Source organism: Shewanella indica (genome assembly GCF_033842865.1).
Taxonomy (GTDB): domain Bacteria; phylum Pseudomonadota; class Gammaproteobacteria; order Enterobacterales; family Shewanellaceae; genus Shewanella; species Shewanella indica.
The window spans coordinates 3891805-3909465 of sequence record NZ_JAWXXR010000001.1 but is presented as its reverse complement, the minus strand read 5'-3'; the positions used below and the strand labels follow the sequence as shown (position 1 = coordinate 3909465).

13 protein-coding genes are annotated in these 17661 nt (G+C 54.0%); 3 read left to right on the top strand and 10 right to left on the bottom strand.

Annotation, left to right across the window (positions count from 1 at the left end; all coding sequences use genetic code 11):
* Position 1: 1 nt before the first annotated feature.
* The 7 genes from recC to rmuC form a co-directional block, all read right to left on the bottom strand.
* Positions 2–3616: an exodeoxyribonuclease V subunit gamma gene (gene recC, locus SIL79_RS17510; protein WP_162206553.1), complete on the bottom strand. Its 3615-nt coding sequence runs from the start codon at positions 3614–3616 to the stop codon at positions 2–4.
* Between the two features lie 51 nt (positions 3617–3667).
* On the bottom strand, positions 3668–5731 hold the full coding sequence (locus tag SIL79_RS17505; protein ID WP_162206554.1) for a transglutaminase TgpA family protein: 2064 nt from the start codon (positions 5729–5731) through the stop codon (positions 3668–3670).
* Positions 5728–6828: a DUF58 domain-containing protein gene (locus tag SIL79_RS17500; RefSeq protein ID WP_233962344.1), complete on the bottom strand. Its 1101-nt coding sequence runs from the start codon at positions 6826–6828 to the stop codon at positions 5728–5730. Before SIL79_RS17500 ends, SIL79_RS17505 begins: the two co-directional genes overlap by 4 nt.
* The gene (locus tag SIL79_RS17495) at positions 6716–7618 is read right to left on the bottom strand and encodes an AAA family ATPase (protein WP_039033268.1); all 903 of its coding nucleotides are present in this window, start codon (positions 7616–7618) and stop codon (positions 6716–6718) included. The genes SIL79_RS17500 and SIL79_RS17495 overlap by 113 nt, the downstream gene beginning before the upstream one ends.
* Positions 7619–7631: 13 nt before the next feature.
* Positions 7632–8348 carry an EAL domain-containing protein gene (locus SIL79_RS17490; protein ID WP_039033267.1) on the bottom strand — a complete coding sequence of 239 codons (717 nt, stop codon included), beginning with the start codon at positions 8346–8348 and terminating at the stop codon, positions 7632–7634.
* Between the two features lie 170 nt (positions 8349–8518).
* Entirely contained in the window at positions 8519–10468 is a 1950-nt protein-coding gene (locus SIL79_RS17485; RefSeq protein ID WP_039033266.1) for a transglycosylase SLT domain-containing protein, read from the bottom strand.
* A 44-nt stretch (positions 10469–10512) separates the two neighbouring features.
* On the bottom strand, positions 10513–12009 hold the full coding sequence (gene rmuC, locus SIL79_RS17480; RefSeq protein ID WP_162206555.1) for a DNA recombination protein RmuC: 1497 nt from the start codon (positions 12007–12009) through the stop codon (positions 10513–10515).
* Between the two features lie 280 nt (positions 12010–12289).
* Here rmuC and msrP point away from each other — a divergent pair, with 280 nt between their 5' ends.
* Both msrP and msrQ read left to right on the top strand, forming a co-directional pair.
* Entirely contained in the window at positions 12290–13285 is a 996-nt protein-coding gene (gene msrP, locus SIL79_RS17475) for a protein-methionine-sulfoxide reductase catalytic subunit MsrP (RefSeq protein ID WP_162206556.1), read from the top strand.
* On the top strand, positions 13282–13896 hold the full coding sequence (gene msrQ, locus SIL79_RS17470) for a protein-methionine-sulfoxide reductase heme-binding subunit MsrQ (RefSeq protein WP_162206557.1): 615 nt from the start codon (positions 13282–13284) through the stop codon (positions 13894–13896). Before msrP ends, msrQ begins: the two co-directional genes overlap by 4 nt.
* Before the next feature lie 26 nt (positions 13897–13922).
* Here the strand turns inward: msrQ and SIL79_RS17465 are convergent, their stop codons facing one another.
* The 3 genes from SIL79_RS17465 to SIL79_RS17455 all read right to left on the bottom strand — a co-directional run bounded on the left by SIL79_RS17465 (position 13923) and on the right by SIL79_RS17455 (position 16940).
* Positions 13923–15248, bottom strand: a complete 1326-nt coding sequence (locus SIL79_RS17465) for a GGDEF domain-containing protein (protein ID WP_071476060.1) — start codon at positions 15246–15248, stop codon at positions 13923–13925.
* Entirely contained in the window at positions 15245–16243 is a 999-nt protein-coding gene (locus tag SIL79_RS17460; protein WP_162206558.1) for an ABC transporter substrate-binding protein, read from the bottom strand. The genes SIL79_RS17465 and SIL79_RS17460 overlap by 4 nt, the downstream gene beginning before the upstream one ends.
* 379 nt (positions 16244–16622) lie before the next feature.
* On the bottom strand, positions 16623–16940 hold the full coding sequence (locus SIL79_RS17455; RefSeq protein WP_039033261.1) for a hypothetical protein: 318 nt from the start codon (positions 16938–16940) through the stop codon (positions 16623–16625).
* A gap of 222 nt (positions 16941–17162) precedes the next feature.
* Here SIL79_RS17455 and SIL79_RS17450 point away from each other — a divergent pair, with 222 nt between their 5' ends.
* A complete protein-coding gene (locus tag SIL79_RS17450; protein WP_039033260.1) occupies positions 17163–17657 on the top strand; it encodes a putative 4-hydroxy-4-methyl-2-oxoglutarate aldolase in 495 nt (164 codons plus the stop codon).
* Positions 17658–17661: the final 4 nt, after the last annotated feature.

Here is a 17661-nt window from a genome sequence, read left to right as displayed (position 1 = left end):
ATTATTCCTGTCCCATCTGGGTAAAATCGGCCAGGGCGGCCAGTTTGTCTTTGTGGTAAAGGCTGATGAGCGGCGCCAAAATCCCCTCGGCCAACGCCGGGAAACTCAGGCTCTGCTGGAGTCTGAGTTGCCAACCGCCTGGCAACCCCGCACTCATGTTGCTCAGGGTAAACTCATCTTCACTCAACTCATCTTCACTTAACTTAGGTTCGCAGGCTTTGCGCCCAAAATCCGTCGCCGTGCCAGTATAGGCGCTGTCATCAAGGGTTAAACCAAAGTCTTCCGGAAAGCGGAACAGGCGGGCGTTATGGGGATCCTGGCCGTCACCGAACCCGGCATCATCCAACCAGGCGCTTTCGGCCTCAGCAAGCCGCAGCTGATGTTCAGTGTCAACGCTTAAGCCATCTTCTACCTCGGCGCTGAAGTACGCCAGGGAGGTTTGCGCCATAAAGGGCAGCGGCCTATGTTGCCCGAGCTCAAACAAGGCGGCCAACTGACCCAGCAAGGCCTTGGCGGACTCGGCCTTGAGCGGCGCCATGGCGTGGAAGTGACCGGCATCCAGCAGATAGCTGTACCTGTGAATGCCGCTGGCATTGAGGCACAGATGGCGAATATAGAGGCTCAACAGATCCTTGGGCTTGGTGGTACCCGGCCTTAAGTTGACCAGGCCCTTGGGATAGCAGTCATCGATGCGGCCACAGAGCAACAGCTCGCGGCCATTGACCTCAAGCTTGAGCGCTATTTCAACGGCATCGGGCTTGGGCAATTCGGCGCGAAGAAAACGGGTGCGCTCCACCGCCGGGGCGATATCGCGGCGGTATTGATCCAGCAGCAGATCGTCAAACGGCGCCATCGGCAGCAGACCTTCGGCCTTGAGCTTGTCGAGCAGGGTTTCATCCAGCTCTCCGCGCTCGTCTTCCAGCGCATCCTGCATCATCAGCAGCTGCAGCTGATAGCGTTGCAGGGCGCTGAGCTCAAACGGCTCATCATTGTCCTGACTGTCGATATCCAGCCTCAAGTCCAGCTGCAGCACCCGCTGGCAGAAATACTGCGCCGGGTTGCGGAAAAAGCGGATCAGCGCCGAGAGTTCAAGCTCCGGCTCCTTGAGGCCGGTTTCCTCGCCCAGCTGATGCTCAATAAAAGGCGCCGGGCTTTGGGCGGCAAACATCTCCCGCGGGCACCACTGGGTTGCAAAACTGCCGGGCAGCTCGCTGTTACTGTAGAGCCGGGCATCAAAGGGTTGCAACGGCTGCTGAATGATGAGGTGCTGCATCAGCGCATCGGCCGCCAAATCGCCAAGGGCGGCAATCTCATCGGCATCTGTGGGCACTGCGGGCGGCGTAAATTGCACCTGGTCCGGGCGGTAACACAGCTGAATGTATTCCAGCAATTCCGATACCAGCATGGAGGGAATACGCTCACTGTTATCGCGCTCGCTGTGGCCTATGTAACTGATATAGAGCTGATCCCGGGCCGACAGCAAGGCTTCGAGAAACAGGTATCTGTCATCCAGGCGTCTTGAGCGGTCGCCGCGTCTTGGTTTTTCATGGGCGGTGAGATCGAATCCCACAGGATGTTGCACTCTGGGGTAGACGCCATCGTTCATCCCCAGCAAACACACCTGGCGGAAGGGGATGGAGCGCATCGGCATCAGGGTACAGAAGTTGACGCTGCCGGCGAGATAACGCTGACCGACCCTGGACTCACTCAAGGTTGAGTTGAACCATTGCCAAACCACTGTCAGCGGCAATACCCCGCTAAAGCCCGACAGTCGCAGCTCCTCGGCGAATCTGTCTATGGCCTGGCGAATGTCGTTGATCTCTTCTCTGGCATCGTCCTCCTGGGCCAGATAAAAGGCATCGAGCAGGGCGTTAAGCTGCGCCACCCGCTCATCAGGCGGGGTTTGCTGCTTGAGCTCTTCCCTGAAGTCATCGAGTGCTTCGATAAAATTCAACAACTTGCCGAGCGCCTGCGCCGACTGGCCTTCAATACCGGCCAGCGGCAGATCGCCCTGATACAGCTCGGCATCATCGCCCAGGGCATAGCCCAGCAGCATGCGACGGATCCCAAAGGCCCAGGAGTGTTTGTCAAACCCGGGCAAGCCCAGCTCTTCACGGTTGTGACTGTCGCGGCCCCAGCGAATACCGGCGGCCTTGAGCCAGCCCTTGAGCTGCTCCAGTTCCTCCTGGGCTATGCCAAAGCGGGCCAGCACAGCGGGCACTTCGAGAATACTGATGATGTCTGTCAGGCCAAAGCGGCTCTTGTCCAGCGCCAGCAGGTTGAGAAAACCGGCAATTAAGGGGGATTCCTGGGCCGCGCCGCGATCGGCTATGGCATAGGGGATGAAATGATCGCCGCTCTTGGCGGAAAACACCGCATCGATATAGGGGGCGTAGGCGGCCACATCGGGCAGCATCACCATGATGTCCTTGGCGGCAAGCGAAGGGTCGCTGCGCAGGCGATGCAGCAGATGATCGTGCAAGGTTTCCACTTCCCGCAGCGGGCTGTGACAGCTTCGCAGGGTGATGGAGTCGTCGGTGGCGGCCAAGGGCCTGCGCCGGGCGATATTCAGGTATTTGCTGACATCCGGTCCAAGGGGCTCGCCTAAGGTTTCCATCTCCAGAATGTCATTTTGAATGCCGCCGAGCAGGGTATTTGTGTTGCCTGGGTGAAACAGCTCTTCCAGTTCCAGCCGCTCGGGTGGCAGCTCCAGCACCATATCCAGCAACTCGCGGCCGAGGCGGCCATTATTGGCCAAAATGGGATTACCCACTTCCAGCTTGTCTTCCCAGAGTTCGGGCAACTGTTTCTTGCCCTCAAAAGCCAGCGCCATTCGCGCCCGCGCCCTGGGCTCTATGATATCGCCCCAATAGTGACGACAGGGGCTGAGGCTCAGCATCACTACCTCGATGCGACTGGCGAGCGCATAGAGTACATCCAGGGTTTGCGGCGCCATCGAGGAGATCCCGAACACGAACAACCTGGGCGGCAGGCCTTCCAAGGCATGATCGCTGCCGCCTGTCAGCGTTTCGATCAGCGCCTGGTGCAGATTGGCCCTGTGATAATGGCTCTGCTGCAACTCCTGATTGTTGTAACGCACCAACTCGCGCCAAAGCTCGGGTTGCCAGGCGTGCTGAGGCGCTATCTCCAGCGGGGATTCATTTTGTTCCCAGCCGAGGATCCATTCCGGACGGTATACCAGATATTGATCGAAAATATCGGCGATACGGCCGCTGAGTTGAAATAGTTTGAGCTCAACATCGTCGCCCAGATAATGTCTGAGCGGTGCAAAATTGTCTCTATCCAGAAGGGAGGGCAACAGCGCCATCAGTTTCCAGGTCATCGCCGCCTTGGTAAAGGGGTTTTCCTTGGGCACGTCATCGAGCAACAGATAACAGAGCTGCCAGATAAAGCTGGACGGCAGCGGAAACTCCTGCGCCGCCGCCACGCCATTGTGGCGCGCCAGCTCCAGGCGGAGCCAGGTGGACATGCCGGGGCTTTGCACCAGAATTTGCTCGCAGCTCAGCGGCGACATGCCGGGCACGCCTTCGCGAAGCCTGTCTGCCAGGGTGGCCGACAGCAATTCCATCTTGTTGGACTGGATAAGAGTAAACATAGGCAGCAGGGTTACCTGGCTTTGAGCCGTTTATTGCTTTGGTGCTCTATTCTAGGTGCTTGATTTATCGGGTTGCAAATCTTGTTTCAGCAGTTTGAACCACAAAGCGCGGGACTGGCGGATAAAGCGGCGTTTAAGTCTCGCCGACTCCTTGGAAGCGCCTTGATACTTAAGCTGAATATAGAGTGAGGTCCAGTTTTCGATCTCCTCTGTCAGCGCCGGCCAGCGTGCGGCCAGCGCCGCAGCGTAATCCACAGGCCCCAGGGAGGCTGGCCTTGGCAGCCCGAGCCTGGCAGCCTGGCGGCATACCTTGAGATAGTGACGGTTGATGCTGTCCGGGCCTCTTTTAAGCCGCAGCAGGCCAGTAGTGAACAAAATGACGATAAAGGTGAGAGCCATCACCCCGAGTACCAAGGTTGCCAGACGGCCGATACTCACTTCCCCCAGCAGTTTGGAGAGCACTTCTTGCTGGCGCTCGTTGTCAAAACCCAGCACCCAGACGCTCCAGTAGTAATCCAGGCTGGCGAGCCTGAGTCTCAGGCTGTTGTACCAGTTGCTGGCCCGCACCCCGGCAAAAGAACGGTCGGAAAGGTAGCTTTCTTCCGGGGTAAAAAGTGAGTTAAATCCTTGTTCAATTCGTTCGGGCGCTATCATGGCGGTGGGGTCGTAACGTACCCAGCCTTTGCCTTCGAGATAGACCTCACTCCAGGCGTGGGCCATATATTGATACACGCTGAGGTAACCGGCCTGCGGGTTGTATTCGCCGCCCTGATAACCGGTGACAATGCGGGCGGGCAAGCCGGTGGCTCTGGCCATGAAGGTGAATGCCGAGGCGTAGTGAACGCAGAAACCGGCGCGATTTTCAAACAAAAAGTCGTCCAGTTGCTGCGGTCCCACCGGCGGGGGCGTCAAGGTGTAGAAAAAGGGCTGACTGTTGAAATACTGCATCATGGCCGTCAAGCGCTGCTCGGCTTGCGGGTAACGGCGGGCAAAATCGGCGGCAAGTTTGCGGCTGCGGGGGTTGATTTCATCGGGGAGATTCAGGTTGAGCTGTTGCAGCGGCGCTCTCAAGCGGTTATCCAGGGGGGCATTCGGATAGCTCATCACCCGGTATTGCAACCTTTGTTCTACCGGCCTTATGGCATAGAGGCGAAAGTCCGGCAGATTCACCAGGCGCGGATCCATGCTGTAGGCGAGATCCAAGCCGAACAGCCAATGCTGGCCGCTCGGTTCGGCTATGATGCTGTAATCGATAAAAGGCCCTTTGGGGGCGCCGGGTTCGGGGCGGCGATTCATGATAAAGCTGTCTTGCTGCAGCGCCTTTATTCCCCGCGACTGCTGCCAGCGTTTGCCGTCATATTCTTCCAACACCAGTGCGCGCCAATACCTGTCTTCGGGAGCCGGTATCTGGCCCTTGAAACTGGCGCGAAATGCCAGCTCGTTGGACTTGGTCAGGCGCGAGATATCTCCAAAGCTAAGTTCATCGGACAGCCCTGTGGTACTGCTTTTCATCTGCGGTACCATCCAAAGCGGGCTGAAACGCGGCAGCACCACAAAAAGCAGCAGCGCCAGTGGCAGACTCTGTGCCAGCAGCACCAGGGTTAGCTTGATCTGGCGATTGAACGAAGCCTGTTCGTGGTAGAGGCTTGCCAACACACAAGTGTTGAGCGCCGCCACCAGCGAGAGTTGCAGGGCGTCGAGCATCTCCTGATGGTCGATAAAGGTGAGGGCGATAAGAAAGTAGCCCACCAGTACCACGGCTTTGACATCGCGGCGACTGCGCATTTCGATATATTTAAGGGAATAGCCGAGGATCAACAAGTTGACCAAGGCATTGAGCAGGCCAAGTTCGCGACTCACCAGCGCCAGCGTCAGCGCCGCAGCAATGGCCAGCACAGTCACCAGCACTCTGGGGGGCCTGGCGACCTTGCCAAGATAGATCCCCAAGCGCCAGACAAAACAGATGGCGCAGATCCCCAGGGTTCCCAGGGTAATTTTGCCTGCAAGCGGCGCCAGCACTGCCAGATTGGTGAACAGCAGCCAAAGCAAGGTGCGGCGGGCGATGATCTCCTCCGAGGACTCCTTGAGCGCGGTTTGCAAGCGAGCGGCTTTCATCGGCCGGTACCTTCAGCCTTGGCCGGATAGAGTGCCAGGGCTTTGAGGCACTCCTGACGCTGAGCTTCGCCTTGAGAAGGCGCTATGGTTCTGCCCGCTAACTTAAGCCCCCAGGTTTGGCCGGAATGGGCCAATTGATTGACCTGATAGCTCAGCTCACCCAGGCGCTGTTCCAACTCATCGTCGGTTAATTTGCTATCAAGCTCCAGCCACAAAGGCGCCCCCTGAGGCTCGGCAAACTCCTTGCTGAGCATGCCTCGGCCCTGAGCCCACTGTTTCCAGGCCACCTGTTTGAGCGATTCGCCTGGGACATAGCTCTTAAGCCCGGCGTATTCATCGACGCCGCTGAGCCACTCGCCACTGTCTTGGGATCCGGGGGCGTGTTCACTGCGCCCCAGTTTAGGCGTGCTGACCACGGGCGTTGGAAACACCCATTGACGGGTGTCGAGATCCAGATGAGACCAGGCACGGCAGAGCCCCAGAGGGTAGCATGACTCCACCTTGAGCCTACCTGGATGCCATAGGCCCCTGGGCCTTGGCTGCATGGGCACCAGAGCCGTCTGCTCCTGGTTATCGACACAGGAGACAAAGACTTGCCGCTCTCCCGGGTAGCTGAAACCGAGCCGAAACAGGCTTCTGTCGGCGCTGACGGTCACAGGGAAGGAGAGACTGTCGCCGGCGTAGGCTTGGGGAGGCTTACGGGCACTGAGTCTCAGTCCCGCTAAGTTGCGGTAACTGTGAATGATGCAGGTGTGAAACACGCTGGCCAATACTATGGCCAGGCCTATCACCAGGTTGTTTTGATAGTTGGTGCCGAACAGAAACAGCAGTAGTACCAGCGCCAGCCAGATAACGCCGAAGCCGCTGGGAAGAATAAAGATGCTTCTGTGACTCAAACGTTGCTCTTTGGCGGCGGGAATACGCCGTGACAACCAGCGGTTGAGCCGGGCAGAGAACAGGGCGGTCACAGAGGCCATCTCGCCGTCACCGAATGGGATTGATGGTGCCGAGTAACCTGGTCGATAACTGCTCGCCCTGAAGTTGGCTCGAATGTCGCAGGCGGTGCTCGGCAACGGCGCCAAACACAGCTTGCACATCTTCGGGCACCAGATATTGACGCCCCTGGATACAGGCCCAGGCTTTGGCTGCCGCCAGCAGCGCCTTGGTGGCTCTGGGGGAAAGGCCATAGCCTTCGTTTTGGCTACGGGAAGCTTCCACCAGTGCCAGAATATAGTTAAGCAGGGCATCGGAAGCCGCCACCTGTTCGCACTCCTGCTGCAGTTGATCCAGCTCGAGCGCGCTCAAACACTGGGGCAGGGGTTGGTTGCGTTCCTGTCCTTTGAGCATGGCCAACTCGGCATCCTGGCTGGGATAACCAATGGAGAGGCGCATCATAAAGCGGTCCAGCTGGGATTCCGGTAGTGGAAAGGTGCCTGATTGATCGGTGGGGTTCTGGGTGGCGACCACGAAAAAAGGATGCGGCAGTCTGTGGGTTATACCATCGATTGTGATCTGTCGCTCTGCCATCGCCTCGAGTAAGGCACTCTGGGTTTTGGGGCTGGCACGGTTGATTTCGTCGGCCAGCACCATCTGTTTGAAGATAGGGCCAGGGTGGAATACAAACTCAGATTGCTGCTTATCAAAGATGGAAACCCCGAGAATATCCGCCGGCAGCATGTCGCTGGTAAACTGTACCCGCTGATAACTCAGGCCTAAGGTTTGCGCCAGTGCATGGGACAAACTGGTTTTGCCCATACCCGGTAGATCTTCAATCAGCAGGTGGCCGCGAGCCAGAATGCAGGCCAGCGCCAGCCGTATTACCCTGGGCTTGCCTATCAAAACTTGCTCGAGTTGCTGCAGTACCTGGATTATCTGGCTCCTGGACACATTGGCTTCCTTGTTAGATGGTCACTGAAATCAGTTCCGGCTCGGTTTGGATGAACTGAGGTCTGAAGTAGAAACCTTGCACCAAATCCACATCCAACGCCAGTGCCTGAGACAGCTGCTGCTCGGTTTCGATTCCTTCGAGTATAGTTATTTTTTGGCAGGACTTGGCAAAATTAAGCAAGTTTTCCAGAAGCTTAGCCATGAGTGGTACCTGGATGGCACTGAGCCAGTGACGGTCGAGCTTGATGCAGTCTACGGCGGTCAGCAGTTGCAGTGATACCATGGCATGGGGTGCGCCGACATCATCAAGGGCTACGGTAATTCCGCGCCGGTGCAGCTCTTTGAGTAATGTTTGTGCCTTGTCGGCATCGTTGACACAGGTGTTTTCTATCAGCTCCACCGTTAAGCCTCCGGTTTGCTGCTGATACTTATCCAGCGCTTGCATCATGCATTGACAATTGGCGCTGTCCAGCGCGTGAGGATCCAGGTTGACGTTGAGTCTGGGGGTCTTGGGCGCTTGACTGAGTTGCAATAATTTGGCCTGCAACTCTACCGCTGCCAGAGCACGGCTGTCTTTATGCAGCCAGTCGAATACAAGATTAGGTGCCAAGGAGGCGCCTTGGTGATCGTAAAAGCGGGCCAGGGCTTCATAACCCTGAATGGCCAAAGTTCGGGGACAGACAAGCGGCTGATATTCACAGGCAATGTGCCGCGGAGGGGAAAGATCCATGCAGTTATCAACGGAGTTAGCTAAATGAATGCTAATTATTCCCATTATGGTGTCAAGATAACAAGTCAATTTACCCCATTAAAGCATCGAGCGCTGAAAAATACGTCTAGGAACAAGCTCTTTAATATCAAAGCGTTGGGAATTTGACTCAGTGCCAATTCACCGCCGCGTCAATAGCGGCGGCCCAGTTCTGTTTCACTGAACTGTGGCAGAGCTTGCTGTTGACGCAGCTCATAAATCTGCCGATAGGTGAACACCGCCTGCACATAGGCGCGGGTTTCGCTGAAGGGGATGGTTTCGATAAAACTCATCACATCCAGTTTGCCGTCGCTCTGCTTTAGCCAACGCTTTACCCTGTGAGGTCCGGCATTGTAAGCGGCAACGGCCAGTACCCGGTTGTTGTCGAACTGTGCCAGCAGCTTGGTGTAGTAGGCGCTGCCCAGCGGCACATTGATGGCCGGGTTGTACAGACTGCGATTGCCATTGAATGTCAATTTAAACTCTTTTGCGGTTTGCTTGGCGGTGGCCGGCATCAATTGCATCAGACCTCTGGCACCCACTGAAGAAGTTGCATAGGGGTAGAAGGCGCTTTCGCGGCGAGATATAGCGCGAATTTCGTTGACATTGACCTTGAACTCTTTACCGGCTTGGGTAAAGAAATTATCGGCAGCATAGGGAAAACGCATCTCCATATCATTCCAGAGCTTGGCCTGAATACTGGCTTCAACCGCCAACGCGTCCCATCCTTGCTGCTGAGCATAGACCCCATACTGGGCGCGCATCTGTTTGTTGTGGCGGGCGAGCATTTGGCTCCATTCGATTCTGGCATCGACCAGTTTATCCAGTGCCAGCAGCTCAGATACCCGGGCAAGCGCCTTGTCATCAGCGAGTCTTGCCTGCATTTGCGCCTGGGGTTGAGTCGGCACATGTGCCAGGTTGGGGGCTAGGCCTAACTCGGCTGCGGCCCAGAAACCATAAAAATTGCGCTCTTGGCTGAGTGCTTCGAGCATAGCATCGTCCCGGCCATTGACCCTCAGGTGCCAGTAGCGCCAGCGCGCATCGTTGCGGCCTTGATCGCTAAGTAAGGGGAGAAAACGGCGGATATCGGCATCATTTTGCTCGGCAATCGCCCAGCGCAAACGGCGCTCGGTCAGATCGTCAGCCTTGAGCAGCGGCAGCATGGTGTCGATATGATCTCTCAGCCCCTCGTCCTCGACGATAAGCGCTCGCCTGACCAGATAACGGTTTAGTTGCCGCCCCTGGAAGTCGCTGAATCTGCCGGCCTTTTCATACTTGACGTACAAACGCACCGCCTGACGCAGATCTCTACGGGCCAGGCGCTTTAGTCCGGCAGAAACGATATCACTGTAGATGGGGGCATCGCCATCAAACTGATTCATGTGCCTGAGGCGGTTGGGATCTTTATAGACCGCCTGCAGCATTTTGGCCTGATTCTGATGTTGGGTAACTTTGCGTCCCAGATACTGCAGCAGACCGCTTTGTCCGGCGTCAAAGGCCAGCATCATCCGCGACCAGATCAACTCCTGAGTGCGGTGCCCGGCCTTGCTCCAGGCATTGAACAGGGGATCGCACTCCTTGGGACGGGAGCGACCATAGAGCCAGAGTTGACGGGCACCGTCCCAGGCTAGCTGTTTATTCCCTTGGCCAAGCTGGGCCCGGTAAAAGTAACATTGCAGCTCAGTGGCTCTGGGCAGTTCCGGGGAAATGGCCAGAAAATCCTGCCAGCGTTTGTCGCCGCCGGCTCGCAGCAGATACCTGTGACGAGCGCTGCCATGCAGGGGCGAATGCTCAAATTTGTCTATTGCCTTTTGTGCCTCTGGGCCTGCAAGCGCCATTATGTCATCCAGTTCGGCGTGAAAATCCAGATAGATATTGAGCGGGTAATCCTTGAGTTGGGCCCTGAGCTTGCGATACTCGTCAAGTTGGCCTTTATCCAGCGCCTCTCTGGCCTTTAGGTAATTTTGGCGTTGTTGTTCCAAAGAGGTAGGCGCCTTGGCCGCATGGCTTATCCCGGGAAACAGTATCCAAGGGGTGGATATTGTCACTGCACTCAAGGCAACGCTGCCGGCGAGGGCTATTCGGGTCAAGGCTTTGCGCATCTAAAACTCCTTGTTGATGGCCTGTTTCACTTGAGAGGCTGAATTCAGGAGGTTAGTTCGCCGTCCTTCTCTGTATTTTCTATGGCATTAACCTCCTTGCCTATTGGCAAGGGCGTTTCTGTCATCGCCTTTTCAAGTAATTGTTTATCCAGTTGTTTACTGGTTTCAACGCCCAACTGTTGCATCTGGTGAGCCTGGCGGATAAGGTTACCCCTGCCGGTAGCCAGTTTATTCATGGCGCCGTTGAAACACTTCTCTGCATTGTCCAGCGCGCGCCCGAGTTTGTCCATATCTTCCAGATAGCCACAGAGTTTATCGTAAATTTTACCGGCTTGCTTGGCGATCCTTTGGGCGTGTTGGTTTTGGTATTCGTAGCGCCAGATGTTATTGATGGTGCGCAGTGCTACCAAAAGATTGGTTGGGCTGACGAGCATGATGTTGTTTTCGAGCGCGAAATTCACCAGCTGCGGCTCTTGTTCCAGTGCCAGCAGGAAGGCGGGTTCCACCGGAATAAACATCAATACATAATCCAGGCTCTTGATGCCGTGCAGTTGCTGGTAGTCCTTTTGGCTCAGGCCTTTGATATGGCCGCGAATAGAGTTGATATGTTCACGCAGCGCCAGGGAGCGCTCTTCATCGGTTTCGGCATTGTAGTAGCGCTCATAGGCTAGCAGTGACATTTTGGCATCTATTACCACATCCTTATTGGCCGGCAGGTGGACTATGACATCGGGTTTAAAGCGCTTGCCGGCATCATTTTTCAGATCCTGCTGCACGTCATACTCATGTCCTTGTCTGAGACCACTTTCCTGCAGTACCCGCTCCAGGATCACTTCGCCCCAGTTGCCTTGCTGTTTGTTGTCGCCCTTGAGCGCTTTGGTGAGATTGACCGCATCCTGACTCATGCGCAGGTTGAGTTGCTTGAGATCTTCCAGTTGGTGTTTCAATGATGAACGTTCACTCTGCTCCTGTGAGTAGGATTCATGAATTTGCCTTCTGAAACCTTCAAGTTGTTGTTTCAGTGGTCCGAGAACACCATCGAGCTGCGATAGGTTTTGGGATTTTAGTCTTTCACTTCTGTCTTCAAAAATCTTGTTGGCGAGATTTTCAAACTGCTCTTTTAAGCGGGCTTCACTGCGCTCAAGCAGTTCGATTTTATCGTTGAGCGCCTGTTGCTCGGCGTCGAAGCGAGCGCTGATTGTCTGCTGCATGGCATTGGACTTTGACAGGTTTAACTGAGTTTCCAACTGCTTGCGCTGAGCATCCTTGAGTTGCTGTTCAAGGTCGGGCACCCGCTCGGCAATGGCTTCTGCTTTACCGAGCTGGGACACCAGCCATTCGGCTTTTTCCTGGCTGCTGCCAAGTTGTTCGTTGAGTTCGCTGCATCTTTGTTCATGTTGCAGCACTAACTGGTCTTTAATCTGTTGCCAACGGCCGCGGGTCATGCGCTGATTAAAGAGGGCGCCAAGCAAGATACCCAGCAGTAATAGGGCCGCGGCGGCAACGAGTTGAGGCGCGGAAATTGTAGTGGCCAAGTCCATATCATGTCCCTTGAGTGCAAAAAAGAGGAGCGGAAAACCCGAATAGAGTCGCAGAATGAGTCAGGGCCTTCAAGGGCTAGGGCGTGTAGACTCAGGATAAATGGCTAAGAGTTGCCCATTTTGTACCTCTTGTCAGTCAAGGTTCAGCCAATGGAGTTGCAGGAATTATTCCAGCAGGAAATTTTTCTTTGCCTGCCTGGGTCTTATAAACTGAATTGACTGCAGCTATTGAGAGGTCACTGTGAGCAATAAAAAATTTAAACTAGGGATTGGCAGGCAAATGCTCTGGGAGTTGCCGGCAACTGAAGTCACGCCGGAAGCCGTATTTCGCGATCGGCGCAACATAGTCAAGGCACTGGGGCTCGGCGTTATAGGTGCCAGTATTCCCGGCCATGTTCAGGCCGGCTTGTTTGACCTTTTCGGTGACAAGCGTGAGAGCGAGGCATTTGTCACCTCAAATCTCAATTATCACAGCAACCCGGACTTTCAATTACCTGGGAGCCTGACACCCCTTGACAAGGTGATCCGCCATAACAACTTTTACGAGTTTGGCACCGGCAAACAAGATCCCTTCGAAAATAGTCAGAGCCTCAAGGTCAATCCCTGGGTGCTTAAAATCGAAGGCGAGGTCGAGCGCCCCTTAACGCTGGATTATGACGACCTGCTCAAGTTGCTTCCCCTGGAGGAGCGCCACTATCGTTTGCGCTGTGTCGAGGCCTGGTCCATGGTGATCCCCTGGGTTGGCTTTCCGCTGGCGGCTTTGCTGGCCAGGGCCGGAGTCAAATCCTCTGCGACTCATGTGGCCTTTGAAACCCTGTTTGATCCCGAGCAGATGCCGGGGCAACGCAATCGCTTGATGGGCGGCGGCATTCATTATCCCTATGTGGAGGGATTAAGACTCGATGAGGCGATGAACGAGTTGAGCTTCCTGTCGGTCGGCCTCTATGGCAAGACGCTGCCGCCGCAAAATGGGGCTCCTGTGCGTTTGGTGGTGCCCTGGAAATATGGTTTCAAGAGCATTAAATCTATCGTGAAAATTAGGCTTTTGGACAAACAGCCGCCGACCAGTTGGCATCAACTGGCACCCCATGAATACGGTTTTTATGCCAACGTGAACCCAGGAGTGGATCACCCTCGTTGGTCACAGGCGACAGAGCGGCGGATTGCCGAAGGCGGGATCTTCTCTGCCAAACGGATCCCGACCCAGATGTTCAACGGCTATGGTGAGCAGGTCGCGCATCTGTACCGGGATCTGGATTTAAGGAAATACTATTGATGCGTCTAGCTCCCAAGCAACTGCCTTGGTTAAAGGCGTTGCTGCATCTGGCCGCCGGTTTGCCCCTGCTTTATTTGGTCCTGCAAGTGGTGACAGACAGGGCCGGTGGCGATCCTGTGCAATATATTATCCATTTCACCGGCAAGGGGGCGCTCAATGCTTTGGTGGCCACTTTGTTGGTATCGCCAGTTGCCAGAAAATTCAAATTGGGGTTGTTGATGCAGACTCGGCGTTTGCTCGGACTCTGGATATTTGCCTGGGCCTGCTTGCATATTCTCAGCTATTTCAGCCTGGATCTGCTGTTTGCCTGGGAGCTGCTATTCAGTGAAATTATCAAGCGCCCCTATATTTTAGTGGGGGCCAGCGCCTGGTTGTTGCTAGCTGCGCTGGCGCTGACCTCGTTCAAGGCATTGCAGCGCCGGATGGGGCGGCGTTGGCAGCAATTGCACTACAGTATTTATGCCATTGCCCTGTTGGTACCTGTGCATTATTACTGGTCGGTGAAGTCTGAAATTATTGAGCCCAGCCTTTACCTTGCTGCCATGTTGCTGTTGTTGGCGATAAGACTGCCGAGGTTTAGCTGGTTTAGGCGCCTCTGGCCGACAGTTTGAAGTTCAGGCGTGTGTGGCCGGGCAAGTCAGGCATCGGCACTGGGTGAGGCAAAGCTGTAGCGCTTCTTTAGTGCCAGTTCCATGGAAGCCTGAGGTTGTGCCTGCTTGGCCTGATACATGGCACTGTCGGCAGCGCCGATGAGTTCGGCCAGGGTGTCGCCATGTTCGGGATAGAGACTGATGCCGGTACTCAGGCCAACCTGAAGTTGTTGCCCTTGCCAGGGGATATCGGCACCCAAGGCATGAATCTTTTCCAACACGGCACAGACTTCTTCGCGGCTATTTATCGGCTCCAGCCAGATGATAAATTCATCGCCGCCGATACGGGCCACCAAATCCGAGCGTCTTAATGTCTCCTTCAGCCTTTTGGCAATTTCCACCAGCACTGCGTCACCGGCGCTGTGGCCAAAATTGTCGTTGATGGGTTTGAATTTATCCAGATCAATGAATAGCAACGCAGCCTTAAGCTGTTGACGTTGGCAACGTACTATGGCGTGTTCCAGTTCAGTGGTGGCGGCGCCGCGATTGAGCGCGCCGGTGAGATCGTCATGATCTGCCAGATATCGCAACCTGTCTTGCTGTAGTTGCAACTGCTGGGTTTGCACTTCTACCTCTAATTGCAATTGCTCTTTTCGTTCGGTTGCTTCCATCAATGCCTGTTTCATATTGTTGAATTCATGGGCCAGTTCAGAGAGTTCATCTTGTTGTTCCAGCCTGATACGGCTATGAAGATCGCCCTTTGCCAGATCGCGTATGCCGCGTTTTAAACTGCCCAAATGGCGCCGAAAACGTCTCAGAGTATGCAGGGTAAAGCCTGTCACCAACAGGGCAATGGCCAGCAGCAGGGCACCGTTGAGATAGAGATGGCTGAGCTGCAGCACACGGGCTCTGTCCATAGTGTGATGTTGAAAGCGAAACAGATCTTCGCTCATGGATTGAATGCTCATATTGTATCTTGACAGCAACATACTACTGACCAACTGATCATCTGCTATCAGAGACAGCTTGGGCAGAGAATGCTCCAATAGGGTGCTGATGTTGTTGCTTTGGCGTTTGAGGTTAGCCAATAGCTGTTGTTGCTGTTCATCATCGACCTGAGTGGTAGTCAAGAGGGCGTTTAGGCGCAGCAGATCCCTTTGGGTGTTTTCCACAGCTTGGGTGTCCCGGTATTGTTGCAGCAGCCATAAGTTGGACCTGAGCAGATCCAGGTGTAGTTGCAGTTCAACCAGTTTGTGCATCTGTTGAAACGTCTGCTGGGAGAAATGACGTTGTTGCAACAGTGACAGCGCCAGTACCAGTGTCAGGGTGATGCAGAGAATGACCAGAATGCTGAGGCGGCTGGATAATTTCATCTCTGTTCCACCAATGACATATGTTGTATCTGATCCAGTGCTTTGGGAGCGATAACATTTCTGAAGTCGGGCAACTGCTGGGCTTCTATGGTGCCGCTGGTCATGGCCCAGCGAGCCTGTGATTGCAGATTACTGAGCAGGCTATTACCCAATGACAGACGAAACAGATAGTCCGGCCATAGAGCGACGACTTCTTCAGTGGGTAGGTGCAGATATTCGGCAACCAACTGACGGGCTTCCTGTGGATGCAGGACGATAAATTCACTGGCGAGTTTCAGCGCCTTAAGGATCCGAACATGGTGTTCGTAGTGCGTCTGATTGTCGCCCTTACGACTGATGAGATTAAAAGACAGGCTATACAAACCGCGACTGGGAAATTCGTTTATCTTGCCTGGTTGATGTTGCAATAGCTGAAATCCGTATGGCTCCCAAACCGAAATTGCATCCACATCGCCTGCAAGCAGCGCCGACGCCAAAGCTGACGGGCGGATATCCACCCGAACCGGCGCCAAGGACGGGTGTCCGGCTATGTTGAGTATGGTATCAAGAAAATACTCGCTGGCGCTGCCGGCGACGATGCCAATGCGCTTACCATCCAGCTGGGTCGGAGTGGTGATACCGCTCTTATGTAGGGTTAACAGTTTGATATCGTTATCCGATTCGGCAAAGCTTGCCAGCACGGTGAAGTCGGTTCGCTTGAAGCTATTAAACATCACTACGGATTCAGAGCTGGTGGCCAGATCAGCCCTGTTATTGAGCAGAGCTTCGAAGCAAAGATCGCCTCCTTGAAGTGGTTGCAGCACTACATAGACGCCTTCGCGGGCAAAGAGTTCGAGCTTGTCGGCAATAATGACAGGAGCTGAAAGCAGTGAGGTGGATACGGCGATGCGAACCGGAGTCTGGTTGAGCAAAATTGGGGAGTTTGGCTGTCTGGGTATGCTGAGCCAGATAAACAAGAATAGCAATAGAGCCAAAGGCACTAGCATTTTTCCCATGGTTATTGCTGTCCTCCATTCGTCATAGTCTGAAGCCCTGGTTTTGTTCAATCAGGTGATTTCAAGTTTCTTAAGTGTAGTGCAAACAGAAGGGCGTGCTATAAAAAGGCTCATATTTTTCATGGGATTATTTGTGGTATTCGGTTGGAAAGTGAAACCGATCGCGGAAGACAGTTATTTCTTTGGTTAAGTGTAGTAAGCGAACAATAACGCGATGGAATTCAAAAAGTGAAATAAGTTGTGAAATATTATTTGGGTTGATAACGCACATCCTTGTCCCATAAAAAGAGAGGCACAGATATTGTCTGCGCCTCTCTGATATCGAACAACTCTGGTATATCGAACAATATTGTAATCGATATTAAACTCACATCCTTACTTACTTACTACCCTGATTGGCCATATAGACCAATACTTCATCATAGGACATGTTGAGTTCGCGGGATAAATTGATGACCTTGGTCTTAAAGGTTTGTACTTGCTCCTGTTTATGCAAGTTGTTTTGCGTATCTTCAACCAATTCATTGACCGCTTCCTGAAGAAGCTTCAGACGCCTAAGGCTAAAGTCCAAAGACTTCAAATAGCGGGTCATCTGCTGTTTGTTTCTGGCTTGCTCAAGATCCGTTGAGTGTTTTTTTTCATATCCATATGCATCGAGTGCCGCAATAGCACTCTGCAAATCGAGATCTTTTGTCATGTATGTTCACTTAAAACGAAGTTTTGCCCGAAAGGGGGGACAGGATAAAGGGATCGCAAAGCTGTCACCTATAATAGTCTATAGTATATTTCTGAAATTACTCAAGCATTTCACCGTTTATTGGATGAGATAAATCTGGAGACAGCTGTTCTGCTATCATGGAACTTGTGGTGACAGGATAAGGGCGTTAACCTAGAAAGCAGTATTTGCACGGAGGCCTCTATGCTGGATTTGTTACCGGATCTCTTTGATCATTATGAAAATGATCTCACGTTGCTGCCATCTGTCTTTCGTCAGTTTGGTGGCAAATCGATTTTTTGGGGCGAAATCGTTACCGTCAGGTGTTTCGAGGATAATTCCAAGGTGAAACAGCTGTTGGCAACCGATGGTACGGGTAAAGTACTGTTGGTGGACGGTGGCGCTTCTACCGCCAAGGCCCTTATGGGGGATCTCATTGCCCAGAGTGCTGTTGACCATGGTTGGCAGGGAGTGGTGATCTACGGCGCTGTGCGTGATGTTGCCACCTTGGCAACTATGCCGCTAGGGGTAAAGGCTCTGGCGCCAGTCCCCATTAAAACCGAGCGCAAGGGAGCAGGAGAAATAAACTGTGCACTTTACATCGGAGATGTGCATATAACCCCCGGAATGATGCTTTATGCTGACGATAATGGCATCGCAATTAGTCAAAATCCCCTGAATATGGCCTTTATCAGTTGAACAA